Origin of the sequence: Fictibacillus sp. 7GRE50, from assembly GCF_015903875.1 — a bacterium.
GTDB lineage: Bacteria > Bacillota > Bacilli > Bacillales > Fictibacillaceae > Fictibacillus > Fictibacillus phosphorivorans.
In genome coordinates this window covers 1315819-1335368 of the sequence record NZ_JACZDW010000001.1, presented here as the reverse complement: position 1 = coordinate 1335368, position 19550 = coordinate 1315819, and the positions used below count along the sequence as shown (strand labels likewise).

Genomic DNA, 19550 nt, shown 5'->3' with positions numbered 1-19550 from the left:
GGTTAACGAGTGTTTAGCTGTTTTGCTGCTTACCTTTCTTTATTACGCCTGTTTAATCAGATTCTTCTTCACTGCTGTTATTGTTGTAAGCCAATCCACAAGAGCAACGACAATCACCGAATAAGAGATGATAAGCAGCAGGGAACTCTTGATTGACTACCTGTACGCCACGTGCAAACTCTTTTACATCCGTTGGTACGCGGGAGAGCGCGTCAGCTTTCTTTTGAGAATCGATATAAGCTCCAGGTGGGACAAAACGATTCTTTCGAATACGCACTCCGTTCGTCACTACGGCATTGTAGGAAATAAAGCTCCCTTTCTCCACAGTAGCGTTATAAACGATCGCCTTAAAGCCTACGAATACTTTTTCTCCGATAAAACAAGGCCCGTGAACGAGAGCGCCGTGTGCGACAGAGACTTCATTGTCGATGTAGATGGAATACTTTCTGCCATCAACTCTGACGAATTGATTCGTTAAACCATGAAGAATGACGCCATCCTGAAGGTTGGTATTAGAGCCGATATAAAATGGCGTTCCTTCATCTGCCCGAATACTCACGAGTGGTGCGACATATACGTTCTCTTGTATTCTTACATCACCGATTACGCTAGTAAATGGACTTAAAAATGAACTTTGATCAATGGTTGGTGCGATCTGAATTGGATTAAATGTCGTCTTAGGATTAGGGCTAACAAACGGTTGAAAGCCATCTCCGCAATCATTATGTTTCAAAACTACCCACCCCTTACATTTTATCTTCTCAGCGTATGCAGAGAAGAAAGAAGTGGAAACCCGTCTAATCAATTGTACTCGTCCTATGTGATGTTACCGCGCAAATAATAGTCTATGTCCACCCCACTTGTACAAAGTGGGGTGTTTGTATTTGTGTGGGGTCAGACCCCACTACGCCTTGAGGCTTATCTAAAGATACAGCTACGGCCAGTTTTGAGAAAATGCTGAGGGAGGTAAGCTAAAGATACGAAAGGAGGAAGCCAAAATGAAAAAATTAGGCTTGCTTGTAGTTGGAGGAATTGCAGCAATCGTTTTGATCGCAAATCTTGGCCCGATGGTAGGTCTTGCAATCGGTCTGGCAGTCATGTACTACGCATTTAAGAAGGCGATGGCTGCAAACAGTGGAGGAAAGAAATTTTGGTGGGGTGCTCTATCGGTCGTAGGACTTTGTGTGTCCGTTAGCAATCTGCCTGCGATATTAGGTGCTGTCGCGATCTATGTTCTCTACGTGGTTTATAAGAAATGGAATCAATCAGCATCGGTAGAAGAGAACGACAGTAATGACCCTTTCACCAATTTTGAAAGAGAATGGGCAAAACTTAAAAATAGCTAAAAACAAACGCTAAAAAGGAGCGAATTATTATGAATTTATTTGAACGCATCAAAAACTCAATCTCGGCAGATGTACATGAGCTTTTAGATCAAAAAGAGAAAAAAAATCCGTTATCTCTTCTGAACCAATATTTAAGACAATGTGAGTTAGAAGTCAATAAAGCACGTAAGTTAGTCGAGCGTCAGCAGCTGTTAAAAGACCAGTTCGTACGCGAGATGGAAGAAGCAGAGGCAAAAGCAGCGAAGCGTGCTCATCAAGCTGAAATCGCTCAACAAGCGAACGAACAAGAGCTGTATCAGTTCGCACTTCAAGAAAAAGAACAGCATGCGCTACGAGCAGCCCACTTAAAAGAATCTACGCTGCAAGCAGAAAAAGATCTTGTAGAGCTCGAGCAAAAATATGAGCAGATGAAACATAAGCTCAAAGATATGCAGATCAAACGTATGGAATTGATGGGTCGTGAAAATGTAGCACGCGCTCACCAGAAGATGGACCGTGTGATCGATCCGTCTCACTCCATAAAAAAATCGGCATTCCGTTTTGATGAGCTTGAAAGCTATATGGATCGTCTTGAGCAGAAAGTAAACGCTGATTATCATGCCAGCTCGATGGAAGCGAAGCTAGCGAAACTTGAAAAAGATTGGAAAAAGGAAGAATCATCTACTACCGTTTAAGACAGTATGTGATACGATAAAATAAGATACAAGGCGCAAATTGCTGCGCCTTTTACCTCGTTTATGACAGAAAGTGAGTGAGTGCAGATGCTGAATCGGAAAAGAAGTGATTTCATAAGTTGGGGGCTTTTACTAGCGGTTGTTTTGGTGTTATTAGAAGCTACCTTAAACGGAGGAGGGATCTTATTTTCTCTCTTGTTTAGTGCTGCACTCCTGTTTTTTGGACGAAAACGAATGCCGAGGCGCTCCGGTAAAATTATGTTCTGGCTAGGTGTTTTCATCGCTGTCATGAACGTATTAAGCATGTTCACCTTTAAGCTCTTACTAGTAGCATTCATTATTTATGTGATTTATGAATTTTATCAATCTAAACAAAATCCTGTTTTCGTTACGCCTCAGTTCGAACAGGTTCCGACTATGACACAAGATGATGTATACAAAAAAGAAACGCTATTAAAAAACATCCTTTTAGGCACGCAACAAACACCAGAGCATGTGTATGAATGGAACGATATTAACATCCAGTGTGGCCCTGGTGATACGATCATTGACTTGAATCAAACGATTTTACCTGATGGGGAATCGGTTATTCTGGTTCGCGGTACGATCGGAAATATTACAATCTATGTTCCTTATGAGATGGAGGCGGCGGTCAGCCATTCTATGATTATGGGGAATTCAAGGATTTTTGACCGAAGTGAATCTAAGCTTTTCAACCAGACGCTCTTTTATCGAACGAAAGGGTATGGAGAGGCGAATAAAAAAATAAAAATCGTGACAAGTATGTTTGCCGGAAGTCTGGAGGTGAAACGGGTATGAGTACTGTTTTACGCCATATGTTCTCCGGTATCGTAGCTGCATTTGCTGTAGCGATCGTGCTAGGGTCCATCGTTTACACGATATTTCCGATCGATAACTGGGATTTTTTATTACAGAAACACTTGCTTGATATCCCTGTTGCTTTCGTCTTGCCTTTTTTAGTGTTCATCATGGGCGCGTTCTTTGGTTTGAATTCGGGCATCACGTCTCGGAAACAATTAAACTCCATCAATCGTACACTGAAATCGATTGAAGACGGTAGGCAAGTAGACATGAAAGAAGTGAGCAGTCTTGAGTTGCGAACGATAGCGAAGCGGATGGAAGGCATTCAAAAGCAGCTAGGGGAAAAGATTCGTCAGTCCCAAAAGATGGCTACCGAAAAAGCGGTCGATCAAGAGAAGCGAATACAGGAGATTATTTCCCAAGAAAGAAACCGTTTGGCGAGGGAACTTCATGACTCTGTTTCGCAGCAACTTTTTGCTGCTAGTATGATCATGTCTGCTGTAAATGAAACGCGCAGAGAAGAAGACACTCGTGAAACCAAACAGTTAAAACTTGTTGAAGAAACGATCCATCAGACACAGCTTGAGATGAGAGCACTTCTGCTGCACCTTCGTCCTGCTGCATTAAACGGAAAATCATTGCAGAAAGGGATGGAGGAGCTTTTACAGGAGCTTCTGCAAAAAGTGCCGATCGAACTGAAATGGAAGATTGAAACGATTCCTCTTGCTAAAGGAGTCGAAGATCACCTGTTTCGTATTCTTCAAGAATCGGTGTCTAACATCTTAAGGCACGCACAGGCCAATAAAGCTCAAATCTTACTGGTCCAAAGAGACGATCTGATTATTCTTCGCATTGAGGATGATGGTGTTGGCTTTAAGATGGATCAGGAAAAAACAGGTTCTTACGGTCTGCAGAACATGCATGAACGGGCAGCAGAAATTGGAGGAACACTTAAGATTGTGAGTTTGCCAGGCGAAGGAACGCGGCTTGAAGTGAAAGTACCTATTTTAAAAGCGGGAGATGACAGCAATGATCAAAGTATTATTAGTGGATGATCATGAGATGGTGCGTATCGGGGTTTCGGCTTACCTTTCTGCGCAGCCTGATATCGAAGTAACGGCAGAAGCAGAGAACGGAAAAGTAGCGATTGAGAAGGCACTAGCGCTGAAACCGGATATCATCTTAATGGATCTTGTTATGGATGAGATGGACGGGATTGAAGCAACAAGAGAGATCACATCGGCATGGCCAGAAGCAAAAATCATTGTCGTAACAAGTTTTCTTGATGATGAAAAGGTATATCCGGCACTCGAGGCGGGGGCTTCTAGTTATATGTTAAAAACGTCAAAAGCGAGTGATATCGCTCAAGCTGTTCGCGATACGTATCATGGGAAATCCGTTCTTGAACCGGAAGTAACAGGGAAGATGATGAGCAAGATGCGGAAAAAACAGACGCGCGAGCCACATGAAGAGCTGACTGCGCGCGAGATGGAGATCCTTTTATTGATGACGAAAGGGAAGACGAACCAAGAGATTGCTGATGATCTATTCATCGCATTAAAAACAGTCAAAGTGCATGTGAGTAATATATTGAGCAAGCTGGATGTACAAGACCGTACGCAAGCTGTTATCTATGCTTTCAATCATTCGCTTGTGTAACACTTACTCTGCCTGTACAGAGATATGCTGAAAGGTTTTGAAATCAAAGAGACCTAGGTCTGTAAGCTTTATCTCTGGAATTACAGGAAGAGTTAAGAAGGATAGGGTTAGGAACGGATCAAATTCTCCGTTGAATCCAATCTCCTTTAATTTTTCTTTTAAGTGGATGATCTGTTGATTGACCTCTGTAAATGGTCTGTCTGACATCAACCCTGAGATCGGAAGCGGGACAGACGCGAGCACTGCTCCGTTTTTCACGATTACATAGCCACCTTGCATCTCGCTTATCGCCTCGATCGCGACCAACATATCCTCATCATTTGTTCCGGCAACGACTAGATTATGTGAATCATGTGCAACAGTTGAAGCAATCGCACCATTCTGGATAAGAAGTCCATTTACCACGCCTAGCCCAATGTTTTCGGTCTTGTTGTGGCGTTCGATCACAGCCATCTTCAATAAATCGTTGGTGGTAGAGGGTACGAATCTGTTGTTTTCTGCTGTTGCGGCTACCATCTTCTTTTTGGTTACGATCTGATTCGGTATGATTTCAATCACATGCATGGGCTTACCGTTTGTAATTGAAATAGCTAGCTTTTCGGAATCTATCTTCGTCATATTTACTGACTGTGTTAAAGAGGCTGGAGGCTCTGAACTTTTAAATGCTGCTCCGTTGTATTTCCCATCCTCCGCAACCTGTTTTCCTTCTACCAAAACTTTAGAAATGACAATAGAATCTAGATCATCAAGCAAAAGTAAGTCTGCTTTGTAACCTGGAGCGACAGCACCTTTTTCTTTTAAACCGTAACATTCAGCTGCGTTCAAGGTTGCGAGTTGAATGGCTTGAAGAGAATCCATACCTTCTTGAATTGCGAGCCTCACGTTATGATCTACGCTTCCTTCTGCTACCAAATCATCCAGGTGCTTATCATCTGTACAAAATAAAAAGCGACGAGCGTTATTCGGAGTTACAGCTTTTATAAGTGCTTTTAAATTTTTGGCTACAGATCCTTCGCGTATAAGCACGTGCATCCCTCGAGAGATCCGATCTAATGCTTCATCCTTCGTCGTACATTCATGGTCCGTTGTGATCAGTGCAGAACGATATACGTTGATGCCATTAGCGTCTAAACCTGCAGCGTGGCCATCGATCATTCCGTTTTGATCAGCTGTTGCAACGATTTTTTGCAGCATATCCTCATCTCCTCTAAAAACAGCAGGAAAATCCATCACTTCTGCTAAACCGAGAACACGGGGATGGGCTAAAAAAGGTTCAAGGTCATATGCTTTTAAGACAGCTCCTGCATTCTCAAAAGGAGTTGCAGGAACTGATGAAGGAAGCATCACTCGTACGTCCAGAGGAAGCCCTTCAGACTGATCCAGCATAAAAGAGATCCCATCAGCTCCAGAAACGTTGCCAATCTCATGAGGATCCGTTATGACCGTTGTAACACCATGGGCGAGCAGCACTTTGCTGAACTCTGCCGGCGTCACCATAGATGACTCGATGTGAACATGGCCGTCAATGAAGGCAGGGGATATAAATTTGCCCGTTGCATCAATGATTTCATGTCCTTCGTACTCCCCAATACCGGCAATATAGCCATCAACGATCGCAACATCGCCTTCCATAACTCGAAGATTAAACACATCAATGATTTTTCCGTTTTTTATTACAACATCTGCTGGAACTCTTTTTGTACTAACATCAATTCGTTTTTTTAGAGCATCTATGTTCATGAAGTGAACTCCTTTAAAAAAAATCTATCAACTAGTATACGGATATCCAATGTATTCCATGTACAGAAAAAACGGTCCCGAGGAGGTGACCGTTTTTGTGTTAGGCATTCAATATGTCAATAACTCGTCCAACTTGACCGTCTTCAAGGCGTACTTTAATACCGTGTGGATGTGTAGGTGAGTTCGTTAAGATATCTTTTACAATACCTTTAGTTTTCTTGCCAGAACGCTGATCTGCTTTTAAGATTACGTTCACAGGAAGACCAGGGGTGATATTTGCTCGCTTACGATGCATTAAACACCTGTTCTCCGTGCCTGGTTGTTTGCTTTTTTGGTTTGCTGGTTTTTTAGCTGGTTTGCCACTTTCACAGGCCCCTTGCTGAATGATCCGCCTGATTGCTGTGCTTTCTTTTCAGCTAAGCGCTGCTTCGCGATTTCTTGAAAGCTTAATTTCTTTTTCTCCTCAGCCATCTTAGTCACCTCTATTTTTTCTTTTTAAAATCTGCTTCTTTTAAATAACCTTCTGCTTCTGCATATGTTTCGAATGCAGCTTCTAGTGCATCATCTTCATCAAAGATGAACCACATGCCATCTTCTCCTACGAGACGAATTTCCTCGTGGCTGTGGCTGTACCAGTGTTCTTCTTTACGTTCTTCTTCTTCATCAGAACGATCTTTCTTTGGCTGCTGCCAACCATGTTTTTTCGATAGAAACTCCATAGATTCTTGGATCAGAGCGATGAGTTCTTCTGCTTCGTAGTCACGGATGTTCACATAGCCTTTGTCGTTTTTTACGCTCTGTGGCAGGTGTCCGCCATAAACGAAGCCGTTTCCGTTCGGGTGAAGGTGGTACACGACGATTTTCTTGTCTTGTACACTTTCCTCGAAGTGGAAGTTCAAGCGGCCAAGGGATACCTCGTGCATGTCGAGCTCTGGGAAGTTTTCTTCGATTAAAGCAATTTTATCTTCAAATGAAAGCATGTTTATACTCTCCGTTTCTTTGTTGTGATTGGTTGATTATATCATACTGAGAGGTGAAAACGAAAAGGTCTCTTGTGGGAAATTCTGTGTTGTGGTTGGGGGAGTTTGGGTGAGTTGATCTCCGTTTCAGGTGCTTCGCTTTCCGCGGGGCAGGCGGTGAGCCACATTCGAACGTTTCACGTTTAAGTGTCTCACCTGCCCACCTGTCCCGCAGGAGTCTTGCACCTTACACTACAATCAACTTTGCAAGGGTGTCAGAAAAATTAAAGGACATTTCCAGATCCTTTCAACCACTCATACAATATATATAAAACAAGAAAAGCCAACAAAGAGAGGTTACCTAAGTAACTTTCCTGTCAGCTTCTTCTGCTTTAGCGTGTTGTTGTTTCTTTTTGGATGGATTTTTCGAGTTCGAACCAATAGTCTGCTAGTGTTTCCATGCCTTTGTCGAAGTTTTCGAGATGGAAGTGCTCGTTTGGTGCATGGAAGTTTTCTGTTGATAGTCCGAAGCCCATTAATACGACTGGGATGTTCAGCATTTGATCGAACGTTGCTACGATTGGGATCGATCCGCCACCACGTGTGAACGCAGTTGGTACACCGTACACTTTTTCATAAGAACGTGCTGCCGCTTGGATGGCTGGGTGATCGAACGGCGTTACGTATGGAGCTCCTTTATCGAAAAGGGTAACTTTCACATCAATGCCAGCTGGCTTATGCTTTTCAATGTGTGCTTTTACTTTTTCAATGATCTCATCTGGCTCTTGGTTCGGTACGAGTCGGCAGCTGATCTTTGCGTGTGCTTTTGCAGGGATAACGGTCTTGATGCCTTCCCCTTGGAAGCCTCCCCATACGCCGTTTAACTCTAATGTTGGGCGTGCCCAAGTACGTTCGATGTGAGAGTAACCTTTTTCACCTGTTAGTTCTGTTACGCCAAGCTGATTCTTAAGCGCTTCTTCTGTTAGAGGAAGAGCACGGAACGCTTCTCTTTCTTCTTCTGTTAGTTCTTGGACATTATCATAAAAGCCATCTACTAAAATACGGCCGTTTTCATCACGGAATGATTGAAGAAGCTCGGTAATCGCGTGCAGCGGATTCTGAACAGCTCCGCCATATAGACCGGAATGTAGATCACTATTTGGTCCTGTCACATCCACTTGCATCGCACACATGCCACGAAGGCCGTAGCAGATTGCTGGCTTTCCGCGGTCTAGCATGCCCGTATCTGAAATAACGATAACGTCTGCTGCTAGTAAGTCTTTATTTTCCTCAATGAACTTTGGAAGACTTGGACTGCCGATCTCTTCTTCACCTTCGATACAGAATTTAAAGTTAAGAGGCAGCGTACCTTCTGATTTTAGTATGGCCTGTAGTACTTTTACGTGCATGAACGTTTGACCTTTGTCATCTGAAGCTCCGCGCGCGTACAGTTTGTTATCGCGGATGGTAGCTTCATAAGGAGGAGATTCCCATAGCTCGATCGGATCAACTGGTTGTACATCGTAATGGCCATAGACGAGTACGGTCGGTTTGCCTTCTGCTTTTAACCAGTCTCCATAAACAACAGGGTGTCCGTCTGTTTCATAGATTTTTACGTTATCCATTCCGGCATTCGTAAGGCTATCTGCAATCCATTCGGCCCCTTTTCGAACATCTTCTTTGTGCTCAGGCAGTGCACTTACACTTGGAACAGCAAGCCAGTCTGTTAATTCTTTTAGATGCGTATCACGGTTTTCTTTTAAATAGTTTACGATTTTTTCAGTCATATCAAAATCCTCCTTATGTACGTTATACTCTACTTCTTAGTTTAATGGAGTTCAGCTCGGAAATGAAATATTCTTTATCTTCTTTTTTCAGTATCTGTTGGCCAGCTCGCTGTGCAAGATCGTAATATTCTTGCATACTTCTTTCATCATTTTTTACTGAATAAGCACGAGAAACAGCCTCATATGCGAAAGCAAGGTCAAAATCGGTTATGTTGTGTTCTAAACAGAGTTCAAGAGATTGTTTCCCGTGGAACATTGCTGACTCGCTCATATTTAGAATGGCATACACTCTTGATAGCTGCCATTCGCCACGAGCAAAGTGGAGAGGTTCTCCGATTTGTCCCCAATGAAAGCGCGAGGCGTGGGCGGTATGTATCATTTCTAAATCATCTTCCTTCGTGCGGTCTTTCTTCTCAATCAAGTCCCACGTTTTGTTGAAAGTATCTACAGCCTGTTTCCGATGCCATTCTTTGAGAGTTAACTTCTCCATCCATTTCACACACCTTGTGTATTTGTGGTTTACTAAAGGTAAAGCTATCGGTATGAGTATTCTGTATAAATGAACATTTCCCTTTATAAAAGATAGAAAGAAGTGCATAGAGTATGGAGAAAAAAATAGGTTTTATCGGGTTTGGAAAGATGGCGCAGGCGATGGCGGGAGGTATGATCAGTTCAGGTTTGATCAGTCCTGATCAGATCATTGCGAGCATGCGAACGGAAAAGACAAGACTGTATGTCGAGAAACAATATGGTATTCACACGTTTTCTTCTAATAGTGACGTTGCAAAAGGAGCTGACGTGCTGTTTCTTGCGGTAGCGCCATATTCTTATTTTGAAGTGATTAAAGAGGTAAAGGAATTTGTAAAATCTGATGCGATCATCGTAACGATCGCAGCTGGGATTACAACGGAAGACGTGGAGCACGCTTTCGGCAAACAAGTGAAAGTGGTACGAACGATGCCGAACACGCCATCACTTGTCGGAGCGGGTATGACGGCTGTTTCTGTTAATGATGAGATAACGGATCAGGAATTGCAGACGGTAGAGAAGTTATTGGGGAGCTTCGGTAAAGTAGAGGTGATCGTAGAATCTCAGATGGATGCGATTCCTGCGATCAGCGGCTCTTCACCAGCTTACGTGTACATGATGATTGAAGCGATGGCAGACGGAGGCGTGGTACAAGGCTTGTCACGCGATCAATCCTATCGTTTAGCGGCACAAGCGGTTTTAGGAGCGGCGCAGATGGTGCTTGAAACAGGAAAGCATCCTGGCGAGTTAAAAGATCAAGTAACGTCTCCAGGGGGAGCAACGATTGCGGCGGTCGCAACACTCGAGCAAGAACGCTTTCGTGGTGCAGTATTAGCCGCGATGGAAAGCTGCACAGAAAAAGTAAAGAAATTGGGGAAAAAATAGATGGGCTTTAAGGAATTAGGTATTCATGATGAATTTATAGATATTTTGCTTCAAAACGGAATCGGTGAACCTACGCCTATTCAAAAGGAAACGATTCCTATCATCTTAGAAGGTAAAGATGTTGTGGGACAAGCTCAAACGGGGACGGGGAAGACGCTTGCTTTCGTGCTTCCTCTTCTGCAAAAAGTTGATGCTGAACGGGATGCGATACAAGGATTGATCGTCGCACCGACACGCGAGCTTGCCATTCAGATCACAGCAGAAGTACGCAAACTTACAGAAGCTCTCGGTGAGATCAACGTGCTCGCTGTTTACGGTGGGCAGGACGTGATCGCGCAGATGCATAAGCTAGAGGGCAAGGTTCATGTTGTTGTCGCGACACCTGGAAGACTGCTCGATCATATTCGCCGAGAGACAATCGATTTATCTCATGTTTCAACGTTCGTGCTAGATGAAGCGGATCAGATGCTTCATATCGGATTTTTAGATGATATTGAAGACATCATGTATGAGGTGCCTGAAGATCGCCAAACGTTACTTTTTTCAGCGACGATGCCTGATGAAGTGAAAAAGCTAGCTGAAACGTATACAAACAATCCTCAAGACATTCATGTAAAAACGAAACAGATAACGTTAAAAGAGATCCGCCAGCGAATCGTGGAAACAACAGATCGAGGGAAGCAGAACGACCTCGTTCAAACGATCAGACTGTTGCGTCCTTATCTAGCGATCATTTTTTGCCGAACGAAAAGAAGAGCAAGCAAGTTGAACGAAGCTCTGCAAAATATGGGATACAATTCTGATGAACTGCATGGTGATCTTTCTCAAGCGAAAAGAGAAGACGTGATGCGACGTTTCCGTGAAGGGGAGATTCAATACCTTGTGGCAACGGATGTGGTGGCACGTGGACTTGATGTTGATGGAGTCACGCACGTTTTTAATTATGACATCGCGCTCGATGCCGAAAGCTACATTCATCGAATTGGAAGAACGGGGCGTGCTGGTGGAAAAGGACTGGCGGTTACGTTCGTTGCGCAAAAAGACCGTCGTTTGCTGCAAATTATCGAGCGAGAGACGGATCAAAAGTTGAATGTTTTAAAACTTGAATATATGTAAGATTATATCTTTAGAAAGTGGGCTATCCTTTTGGATGGCTCCTTTTTTGTGGGTATATAATACCAACTATTATTACCAGGTAACAAAAATAGTTGCTTCATAAAACAAACCTTGTTACGATTGTATTGTACGAGAATTCGAAAGAGTCAGATTAGAGGAGTTGAGCAAATGAAAGATTTACAATCGTTTGGCTGGTATGCAGCAAAGATCGCTCCAAAGCTGCCGAAAGAAGCCTTTAAGCCAGTCCCATCCCGGTTATGGGGAGGACTAGTCTATCTATTGATCGTAATCGCCGGTATTTTAGTTATCGGGTTATTAAATAATTTACACCCTTGGTTAGGGATTGGAATCGCAGTTATTCTAGGAACGTGTTTTGCTGGTATGGGCTTTTTAGGCCATGAGATTCTGCACGGCACAGTTATCCGAAAGCCGTGGCTTCGTGACTTTTTAGGAGCAGTAGCTTTCTGGCCGTTAAGTGTTGGACCTAAGCTCTGGCGTAAGTGGCACAACACGACACACCACGTTCACACACAGCATGATGGGAAAGACCCGGATGCGTGGCCAACATTAGAGAACTTGTCTCACAAACCATTGCTACAAAAAGTGTACAAGCTACCGATGTGGATGCGTTCGATCGTAAGCTTTGCTTTCTTGTCTGTTTCGTTTACGCTGCATGGACTTTTCATGTTCAAACGGTTTATTACAGAGTTCAAACCAAGTAAACGACCTTCAGTGTGGATTCAACTGCTATTGCCGTGGGCGATGTGGCTAGGATTGTTGGCGTGGCTAGGACCCGTTAAATGGTTCTTTGCGGTCTTGCTACCGTTATTGATCGCAAACGCAATTGTAATGAGCTATATTTCAACCAATCACCGCTTGAACCCAATGACAGACGTGAACGATCCGTTAGCGAACAGCTTAACGGTTACTGTTCCAAAATGGATCGACGTGATTCATTTTAACTTCTCTTACCATACGGAGCATCATTTGTTCCCTGGTATGAGTCCAAAATATTACCCGCTCGTGAAAAAGCACATTAAAGAAATGTGGCCAGAGCGCTATCACGAGATGCCGCACTGGAAAGCACTTGTTGCACTATGGAAGACGCCGCACGTGTACTTCAATCAGACTCAGTTTGTAGATCCAGCACCTGGTAACCTGTATCCTTCACTTGGGCATGGGATGAATGAGACGGAAACTGTGGAAGAGAAGAAGCGGGAACGAAAACCAGTGAGCCGCACATCGAAAAGCATCCATTAATTTGGGTGTTTTTTGTTTGGTGTGGAAGCTTGGTACGGTGACTTTTGAGATTGGACAGATTAATTGCTGAATTGGACAGATTATATGCAAGATTGGACAGATTATTGCTCGAATTGGACAGATTATACTCAAGATCGGACAGATTCATAACTCAATCGGACAGATTTCTATTCCTGAAGGTCATTTAGGGAGCTTAAATCATACGTTCTCCCTCTTGTTACACCTGTATAAGGCAATTTCATAGATACTAAGAGCTTGGATGCTACCGAAATAGAAGAAAGCTTCAGAAAATCACGTGCTTGCTGGTTGGTTATCGTAGTTTGGATGAAGAGGGAGTAATCTTTGAGCGCTTTTATGTGAGGATTCCTGCTAGTATGTGAACAATGCGGACAATTCCAGGTTCGATAGCCTTTTTTCATCCCAAAACCCAAACACCCCTCACACTGCACCCCTTTAATAATCATTTCCTTACTAATTCTATACCGCTCCATTACATCGACATCCCGTGGGGTGTGTTCCTTGATTAACCGGCGAGTAATCTTGTTCATTACATCTCCAGCAACAATCACATGCTGTTTATACTTTCGTTGAAGTTGCCGGATTCGGTCTAGCAGTTGGACGCTATGAATCACTTTTTTCGATATGCGGCTAGACTCATCGTTCGTTTTCAAGACAGATTGAGAATGAGTCATAACGACGAGAGCCTCGATCGGAACGGAAGGGAATTTGTTCTTACTCAGCCAATGCTCAAGCTGGTATTTTTGGCGTTCAACTTGTGCGATAGGATCTTGAAAGGGTTCTTCTATACCGTTTTTTGTGCGTATTAGTTGATTGAAGGTATGATCGAAGAAAAGGTTTCCGGAGATGTTCTTCACTTCAATAATAAGCATGTACGTAGGATTAAGAATGAGCGTGTCGATTTGGAAAAAAGTAGATTCATGGGGAATTCGGAGGTCGTGCAGAACGTGGCATTCTTTCTGGTTCGGAAGCATGTTCAAAAAATAGTTGATAGAGTCTTCACCGCGAAAGCCAGCTATCATCTTACTCATTTCTAATTCAAGACTCTGTTTAACTAGATCGTCATTTAAACGGTTCATCAAGAGTTCTAGTTTATTCATATAGACTGGCTGCAACCTTACCTTTTTTATCATAGCATCACTCCTCACTTTAAAATTCTTCTTATCACACAAAATATCCTTTGAAACGCTATAGGATTTATCGAAGGATTGGTAGAATAGAAGGTGAGTGATTTGCTGCTGAAGGAGAAGAAATGATGAAAAAAGAACTAAACTGTGATAGCTGTTTGATGCCGATTAAAGAGAGGGAAGAGCTACGTACGGTATGGGCATTTTTTAAGTTGCGACCGTATCATAGATCGTGTTATGAATATTCCTTAAGAGGGGCGGGTCTTGTAGGAACTCAGCCGATCAATGGATTTTCAGGAAATTTAACAGCGCTTGTTGCGTTTGTTTTAGCGTGGTTACCGTTATTCACGAATTTATCGCCTGTTTTAACAATCGTGGGTACGTTGATTGTACTTCTCAGACTGTATTCCTTTATTCGGTTTGAAAAAAGGTTATCACATTAAAAAAGCGTGCTCTCCCTAATCGGATAGCACGCTTTTGTTTGTTAAGCTTTCACGCGATATACGCGCGCTTCATATGGTTGTAATGTTACGCTTGATACATCCTCATGAGGTGCAACTTCTTTGTTCGCTAACAATAGATCATTAGCGTTCAATTTCAATGCCGTTTCGAACTTCGCTTCAGTCTTAGAAAGGTTCGTGATCACAACGATCTTTTCCTCTCCAAGTGTGCGTGTGTACGCATAGATCTGTTCATCTTCTTCAAGGATCAGATCATACACACCGTACGTGAAGACTTCGTTCTTTTTCTTTAATGCGATCATTTTCTTATAAAAACTTAAGATCGAATGCTCGTCTTGTTCTTGTTTCTCGACGTTGATTTCTGCAAAATTCGGATTTACTTTCATCCAAGGAGTACCCGTTGTGAATCCAGCGTTTTCATCACTGTTCCATTGCATCGGAGTACGGCTGTTGTCACGAGACGATGCCCAGATCACAGACATGATATCTTCGTGTGCGACGCCTTCTTCGCGCTTGATGCGGTAACGGTTTTTGTCAGCTACATCGTCATAGTCTTCGATCGAGTCAAACTGTACATTCGTCATTCCAATCTCTTGACCTTGATAGATGAACGGCGTTCCTTGCATCAAGAAGTACATTGCACCGAAGCTCGTTGCACTTTCATACCAAAACTCATCATCATTGCCCCAAGTGGAAACAACGCGAGGTTTGTCATGATTTTCGATGAACAGTGCGTTCCAGCCTTCTTTTTCAAGACCTTTCTGCCAGCGAGTTAACACTTTTTTCAGTTCAACGATATCCACTTCTGGATTGGTTTCTGCATCCCAAAGGCCAAGGTGTTCGAATTGGAAGATCATGTCCATCTTTCCGTTTTCTTTTCCTACCCAAAGGTCTGCTTCGTCAATCTTAACGCCGTTCGCTTCACCAACCGTCATTACATCATAGTTCGCATATGTGCGGTCTTTGAACTCTTGTAAAAACGTGTGAATTCCTTTTTGGTTCATATGCATGTCAAAGGAAGACACGTACTTTTCGTTCTTCGGGTTCGGCATATCAGGGAAGCCATCGCGCTTTTTAATGTGACTGATCGCATCTATACGGAAACCATCGATTCCTTTATCTAGCCACCAGTTGACCGTGTCATAAAGAGCTTCACGAACTTCAGGGTTTTCCCAGTTCACATCTGGTTGTTTGGTTGAGAAAACATGGAGGTAGTATTGATCTGTTTTTTCATCATATTGCCAAGCTGATCCGGAGAAAATACTTTCCCAGTTGTTTGGCTCTTTCCCATCTTTACCGTCTCTCCAAATGTACCAATCACGCTTCGGATTGTCTTTTGATGAACGAGACTCGATGAACCATTGGTGTTCGTCACTCGTATGGTTAAGAACAAGGTCGATGATCAGCTTCATATCACGCTTATGAACTTCCTCCATAAGGAGATCGAAGTCTTCCATCGTTCCAAAGTCGTCCATGATATCTTGATAATCGGAAATGTCATATCCGTTATCATCATTTGGTGACTTATACATCGGGCAGATCCAGATCACGTCGATGCCAAGGTCTTTAATATAATCTAAGCGTTGAATGATCCCTTTTAGATCGCCGATTCCGTCTCCATTAGAATCTTGGAAGCTGCGAGGGTAAATTTGATAGCCAACGGCTTCTTTCCACCAAACTTTTTCCATAATGTTACCTCCATGTTTTCTCTTTAACAACACGCCAGGGGATACCGCATAAACGGCTCCCCATGGTTTGTTTAGATTTAAATATTTTCCGTACTCCTCGTTGCTGTTGAGGGAGTTGATCTCCGTTTCAGGTGCTTCGCTTTACGCGGGGCAGGCGGTGAGCCACATTCGGACGTTTCACTTATAAATGTCTCACCTGCCCGCCTGTCCCGCAGGAGTCTCGCACCTTCCACTGCAATCAACCTATTCAAGAAGTTAATTATGAAACCAATCCATAAGAAACAAATCCCTTAAAACTTAACCGTCACAGCAACACCTGCATGATCGGAGACCACCGGTGTTTCTTTACCGTTAAAACGCACGGATGATTGAAGCACGTCAACAGGCTTGCTGCTTAAGATATAATCGATCCTGCGTCCAGCTTCGTTATCGTCCCAACCGGCAATAGATCCAATGATTGTGAGGCCGTCATCTTTTTCTGAAGCCAGTTCGTACGTGTCGTAAAGACCTTTTTCTTTTACATAATCAAAGCCTTCGCCACAAACGTTCGCATCGTTGTTTAAGTCACCCATGATAAAAGAAAGACCTTCTTCAGGAATGTACTGCATCAAACGATCGAACTGACCTTTGAACGGTTCGATGTCATCTTCCCACCAGCCGAAGTGCCCGGAGAAGAATTGAATGTCTTGTCCTTCATAAGAGATCGTTGCTTTTACGATTTTACGTGTTTTCCAGTTGTTCATATCTTGTAGATCAGAAACAAAAAAGCTTTCATGAGACGTAATCGGATGGCGGCTTATGATCGCCAAACCTTCTTCGTACGTTACATAGCCATAGTGCGCCATATCCCATACAAAGTCATAATCTTCAACGCCAAGTTTTCTCACTAGCTCTAAAAGAACAAGGGCATAATTATCTTTTTTAATGTTGTCTTTTACAAGAGGAGCGTCGATCGACTGCATAACCTCTTGAAGCGCGATAACATCATAACGCTCACTCGCGATATCGCGAGCAAGCATCTCTAATTTTTCCATCTGGTTCTCTTCTTGCCAAGCATGAACGTTTAACGTTAATAGTTTCATGAATTACATCCCCAAACGATCTTGAATATCAGATTTTAATACGTCAGCTTTTGGTCCGTAAATTGCTTGAACACCTTTATCTTTAATGATCAGACCAAGTGCGCCGTTTTCTTTCCATTCTTTTTCCGTACCAACACCCGTTGTGTCTTTAACGGTTACACGAAGGCGAGTCATACAAGCGTCAACGTCTTCAATGTTGTCAGCTCCACCTAAAAGCGTGATGATTGCTGAAGCTTGAGAGTTGTCTGAGCCTGTTGCTGCTTCATTTTTAGCTGGTGCAGCATCACTTTCTGTTGTTTCGATATAGTTACCCGCACGACCTGGAGTAGGCAGGTTGAACTTTTTGATCAATACATAGAAGATCGAGAAGTTTAATCCAAAGAATACGATACATGTTAGAGCAAAGTTGATTAAATCACGTGTTAATCCTGCTTTTACAAGCAATGGTGTACGAGTTAACAATTCGATAAAACCGAATGCGTGAACACGTACGTGGATAAGATCCGCTACCGCGAACGCAAGTCCAGTCGTGATCGCGTACACAACATAAAGAAGTGGAGCAGCAAACATGAACATGAATTCGATAGGCTCCGTTACACCTGTTAAGAATACAGCTAGGGCTGCAGATAAGAACATAGACTTGTACTTTTTACGCTTGTCTTTATCAACGTTCATGTACATCGCAAGAGCGATCGCTACAAGAGATGCCGTTGAAAGAACAACTTGTCCCATTTTAAAACGAGCTGGTACTACATCATTTAAAAGTGCTTGATACGCTTTTGTATCTCCAGCAGCTAAGAAGTTGTTAAGATCGTTGATCCAAGCCAACCATAGTGGATCTTGTCCTGCTACAGAAGATCCTGCTCCTGAACCAGTCATGATTTGATACGTTCCACCGAGCTCCGTATAGTTGATCGGCACCGTTAACATGTGGTGAAGACCAAATGGTAACAATAGTCGCTCTAGCGTACCGAAAACGAATGGCGCGATAACTGGAGCCGTGTTACGAGATGTTGCGATCCATTTTCCAAAGTCATTCAGAAGTGATTGGATAAACGGCCAAATTAATGCAAGTAGTAAAGCTGTAACCACAGACCATAAAATAACAGCGAATGGAACAAAACGTTTTCCGTTAAAGAATGCTAATGCATTTGGAAGCTTGTTGTAGTTGTAGTACTTGTTAAATAGAACAGCACCTAGGAAACCGGAAATGATTCCTACGAATACTCCCATGTTTAGTGCTGGAGCGCCAAGGATTGAAGTGAAATAATCACCAACAACGAGCTCGCTGCCAAAAAGTGATTTTACTTTCGCACCTTCTTCAAGCATCATCGCGCTGTTCACGCCGAAGATTGCTCCTGTAATACGGTTGATCAAGATGAACGCGATTACGGCTGCGAATGCACCGCCAGCACGTTCCTTCGCCCAAGATCCCCCGATAGCTACCGCAAATAAGATATGCAGATTTGTAATAATCGCCCATCCGATGTCTTCCATAACACGAGCAATCGTTTGCACTAATGTCATGTCGCCACCGAACATAGCAATAACTTTACCTAGTGATATCATCAAACCGGCAGCAGGCATAACCGCTACTACTACAAGAAGCGCTTTACCTAGCTTTTGCCAGAAATCAAATGAAATGAGTTTTCCACGTTGTTTCAAAACGATTTCCTCCTTAAAGTATATATCTTTCGTTGTCTTTTTGAAATCGCATTCAATAGATTGCGAAAAAAAGTTGAATCGCTTACATATTTGTATATGCATGTTGGTGCAATCGTTTGCATTAGTGATTGTAAAATAAAACGGTTTCATTTACAAGTAATATTTCTTAAAAAGTAAGTAAAAAAGTTTTTCCAAGTGGTTTGTAAGTATTTATTCTTTATAAAAATAAGCAAAGTGGCAGGTTAATTCGAAAATTGGAAGAATGAGGTATATAGAAAAAACGAAGCAAGGAGAGAAGAATATGAGTAATTCGTTTATTGAACAAGTACATTATATAAGAATTCCTGTAAAAGATTTAGAACGATCAGCACAATGGTATAGAGATGTATTAGGGCTCCAGTTACTAAATCGTACAGAGGAACTGGCCATTATAAAAGTAAATGAAGGACCTTTCTTACTTATCTTAGTTCCTACCGAAGATGAAACATTTGCTCATTTTACAATTAATAATGAACAAGAATTTAGCATTGGCTTTACGAGTCCCGAATTATCAAAATTTCATCAACACTTAATTGATAATCAAGTTAAGGTCGAGGATATCAAAGAAGATAATGGTCATGCATTTTTTCACTTTTATGATCCAAATGGCAATAAGTTTCAAGTACACTGGTAGGATTACAATATATAAACGCCCGTTTTGCAATGTATTAAACGGGCTTGATCACAGTCATTC

At 42.6% G+C, this 19550-nt stretch carries 20 protein-coding genes and 1 pseudogene; 10 read left to right on the top strand and 11 right to left on the bottom strand.

Annotated elements, in window-relative coordinates:
• Positions 1 to 52 precede the first annotated feature (52 nt).
• Positions 53 to 733 carry a carbonate dehydratase gene (locus tag IHV12_RS06515; protein WP_197132887.1) on the bottom strand — a complete coding sequence of 227 codons (681 nt, stop codon included), beginning with the start codon at positions 731 to 733 and terminating at the stop codon, positions 53 to 55.
• Between the two features lie 265 nt (positions 734 to 998).
• Here IHV12_RS06515 and IHV12_RS06510 point away from each other — a divergent pair, with 265 nt between their 5' ends.
• The 5 genes from IHV12_RS06510 (at position 999) to IHV12_RS06490 (ending at position 4501) form a co-directional block, all read left to right on the top strand.
• Positions 999 to 1346, top strand: a complete 348-nt coding sequence (locus tag IHV12_RS06510; RefSeq protein ID WP_197190268.1) for a flagellar basal body rod protein — start codon at positions 999 to 1001, stop codon at positions 1344 to 1346.
• Positions 1347 to 1375: 29 nt separating this feature from the next.
• Entirely contained in the window at positions 1376 to 2020 is a 645-nt protein-coding gene (locus IHV12_RS06505) for a PspA/IM30 family protein (RefSeq protein ID WP_231620641.1), read from the top strand.
• 87 nt (positions 2021 to 2107) lie between these two features.
• A complete protein-coding gene (gene liaF / locus IHV12_RS06500; protein WP_197190267.1) occupies positions 2108 to 2839 on the top strand; it encodes a cell wall-active antibiotics response protein LiaF in 732 nt (243 codons plus the stop codon).
• Entirely contained in the window at positions 2836 to 3897 is a 1062-nt protein-coding gene (locus IHV12_RS06495; RefSeq protein WP_197190266.1) for a sensor histidine kinase, read from the top strand. Before liaF ends, IHV12_RS06495 begins: the two co-directional genes overlap by 4 nt.
• On the top strand, positions 3872 to 4501 hold the full coding sequence (locus IHV12_RS06490; protein WP_197132895.1) for a response regulator transcription factor: 630 nt from the start codon (positions 3872 to 3874) through the stop codon (positions 4499 to 4501). Before IHV12_RS06495 ends, IHV12_RS06490 begins: the two co-directional genes overlap by 26 nt.
• A 3-nt stretch (positions 4502 to 4504) precedes the next feature.
• Here the strand turns inward: IHV12_RS06490 and ade are convergent, their stop codons facing one another.
• The 6 genes from ade to IHV12_RS06460 all read right to left on the bottom strand — a co-directional run bounded on the left by ade (position 4505) and on the right by IHV12_RS06460 (position 9477).
• Entirely contained in the window at positions 4505 to 6241 is a 1737-nt protein-coding gene (gene ade, locus IHV12_RS06485) for an adenine deaminase (RefSeq protein ID WP_197190265.1), read from the bottom strand.
• Between the two features lie 100 nt (positions 6242 to 6341).
• Positions 6342 to 6536 (bottom strand): YwbE family protein, encoded by a 195-nt coding sequence (locus IHV12_RS06480; protein ID WP_066399319.1) that lies wholly within the window; start codon positions 6534 to 6536, stop codon positions 6342 to 6344.
• Entirely contained in the window at positions 6536 to 6712 is a 177-nt protein-coding gene (locus tag IHV12_RS06475) for a hypothetical protein (RefSeq protein ID WP_171005587.1), read from the bottom strand. Before IHV12_RS06475 ends, IHV12_RS06480 begins: the two co-directional genes overlap by 1 nt.
• 11 nt (positions 6713 to 6723) lie before the next feature.
• The gene (locus IHV12_RS06470) at positions 6724 to 7221 is read right to left on the bottom strand and encodes a hypothetical protein (RefSeq protein WP_197190264.1); all 498 of its coding nucleotides are present in this window, start codon (positions 7219 to 7221) and stop codon (positions 6724 to 6726) included.
• A gap of 371 nt (positions 7222 to 7592) precedes the next feature.
• Complete coding sequence (locus tag IHV12_RS06465; RefSeq protein WP_197190263.1) at positions 7593 to 8987, bottom strand: dipeptidase; 1395 nt, start codon at positions 8985 to 8987, stop codon at positions 7593 to 7595.
• 22 nt (positions 8988 to 9009) lie between these two features.
• The gene (locus IHV12_RS06460) at positions 9010 to 9477 is read right to left on the bottom strand and encodes a hypothetical protein (RefSeq protein ID WP_197190262.1); all 468 of its coding nucleotides are present in this window, start codon (positions 9475 to 9477) and stop codon (positions 9010 to 9012) included.
• Positions 9478 to 9590: 113 nt separating this feature from the next.
• On the opposite strand from IHV12_RS06460, the gene proC reads away from it, so the two are divergent.
• The 3 genes and pseudogenes from proC to IHV12_RS06445 all read left to right on the top strand — a co-directional run bounded on the left by proC (position 9591) and on the right by IHV12_RS06445 (position 12776).
• The gene (gene proC, locus IHV12_RS06455; protein WP_197190261.1) at positions 9591 to 10400 is read left to right on the top strand and encodes a pyrroline-5-carboxylate reductase; all 810 of its coding nucleotides are present in this window, start codon (positions 9591 to 9593) and stop codon (positions 10398 to 10400) included.
• A pseudogene (locus IHV12_RS06450) lies at positions 10401 to 11471 on the top strand (DEAD/DEAH box helicase); the annotation flags it as partial.
• Positions 11472 to 11684: 213 nt separating this feature from the next.
• Entirely contained in the window at positions 11685 to 12776 is a 1092-nt protein-coding gene (locus IHV12_RS06445; RefSeq protein WP_197132913.1) for a fatty acid desaturase family protein, read from the top strand.
• A 167-nt stretch (positions 12777 to 12943) separates the two neighbouring features.
• Here the strand turns inward: IHV12_RS06445 and IHV12_RS06440 are convergent, their stop codons facing one another.
• Positions 12944 to 13927 (bottom strand): nuclease-related domain-containing protein, encoded by a 984-nt coding sequence (locus IHV12_RS06440; protein WP_197190259.1) that lies wholly within the window; start codon positions 13925 to 13927, stop codon positions 12944 to 12946.
• A gap of 119 nt (positions 13928 to 14046) precedes the next feature.
• On the opposite strand from IHV12_RS06440, the gene IHV12_RS06435 reads away from it, so the two are divergent.
• Entirely contained in the window at positions 14047 to 14364 is a 318-nt protein-coding gene (locus IHV12_RS06435) for a hypothetical protein (protein ID WP_197190258.1), read from the top strand.
• Between the two features lie 41 nt (positions 14365 to 14405).
• Here IHV12_RS06435 and IHV12_RS06430 read toward each other — a convergent pair whose 3' ends face one another.
• The 3 genes from IHV12_RS06430 to IHV12_RS06420 form a co-directional block, all read right to left on the bottom strand.
• Positions 14406 to 16070, bottom strand: a complete 1665-nt coding sequence (locus tag IHV12_RS06430; protein ID WP_197190257.1) for a glycoside hydrolase family 13 protein — start codon at positions 16068 to 16070, stop codon at positions 14406 to 14408.
• A 290-nt stretch (positions 16071 to 16360) separates the two neighbouring features.
• Entirely contained in the window at positions 16361 to 17152 is a 792-nt protein-coding gene (locus tag IHV12_RS06425) for an endonuclease/exonuclease/phosphatase family protein (RefSeq protein WP_197190256.1), read from the bottom strand.
• Positions 17153 to 17155: 3 nt separating this feature from the next.
• On the bottom strand, positions 17156 to 18817 hold the full coding sequence (locus tag IHV12_RS06420; RefSeq protein WP_231619620.1) for a PTS transporter subunit IIBC: 1662 nt from the start codon (positions 18815 to 18817) through the stop codon (positions 17156 to 17158).
• 301 nt (positions 18818 to 19118) lie between these two features.
• On the opposite strand from IHV12_RS06420, the gene IHV12_RS06415 reads away from it, so the two are divergent.
• Entirely contained in the window at positions 19119 to 19490 is a 372-nt protein-coding gene (locus IHV12_RS06415) for a VOC family protein (protein ID WP_197190255.1), read from the top strand.
• Positions 19491 to 19550: the final 60 nt, after the last annotated feature.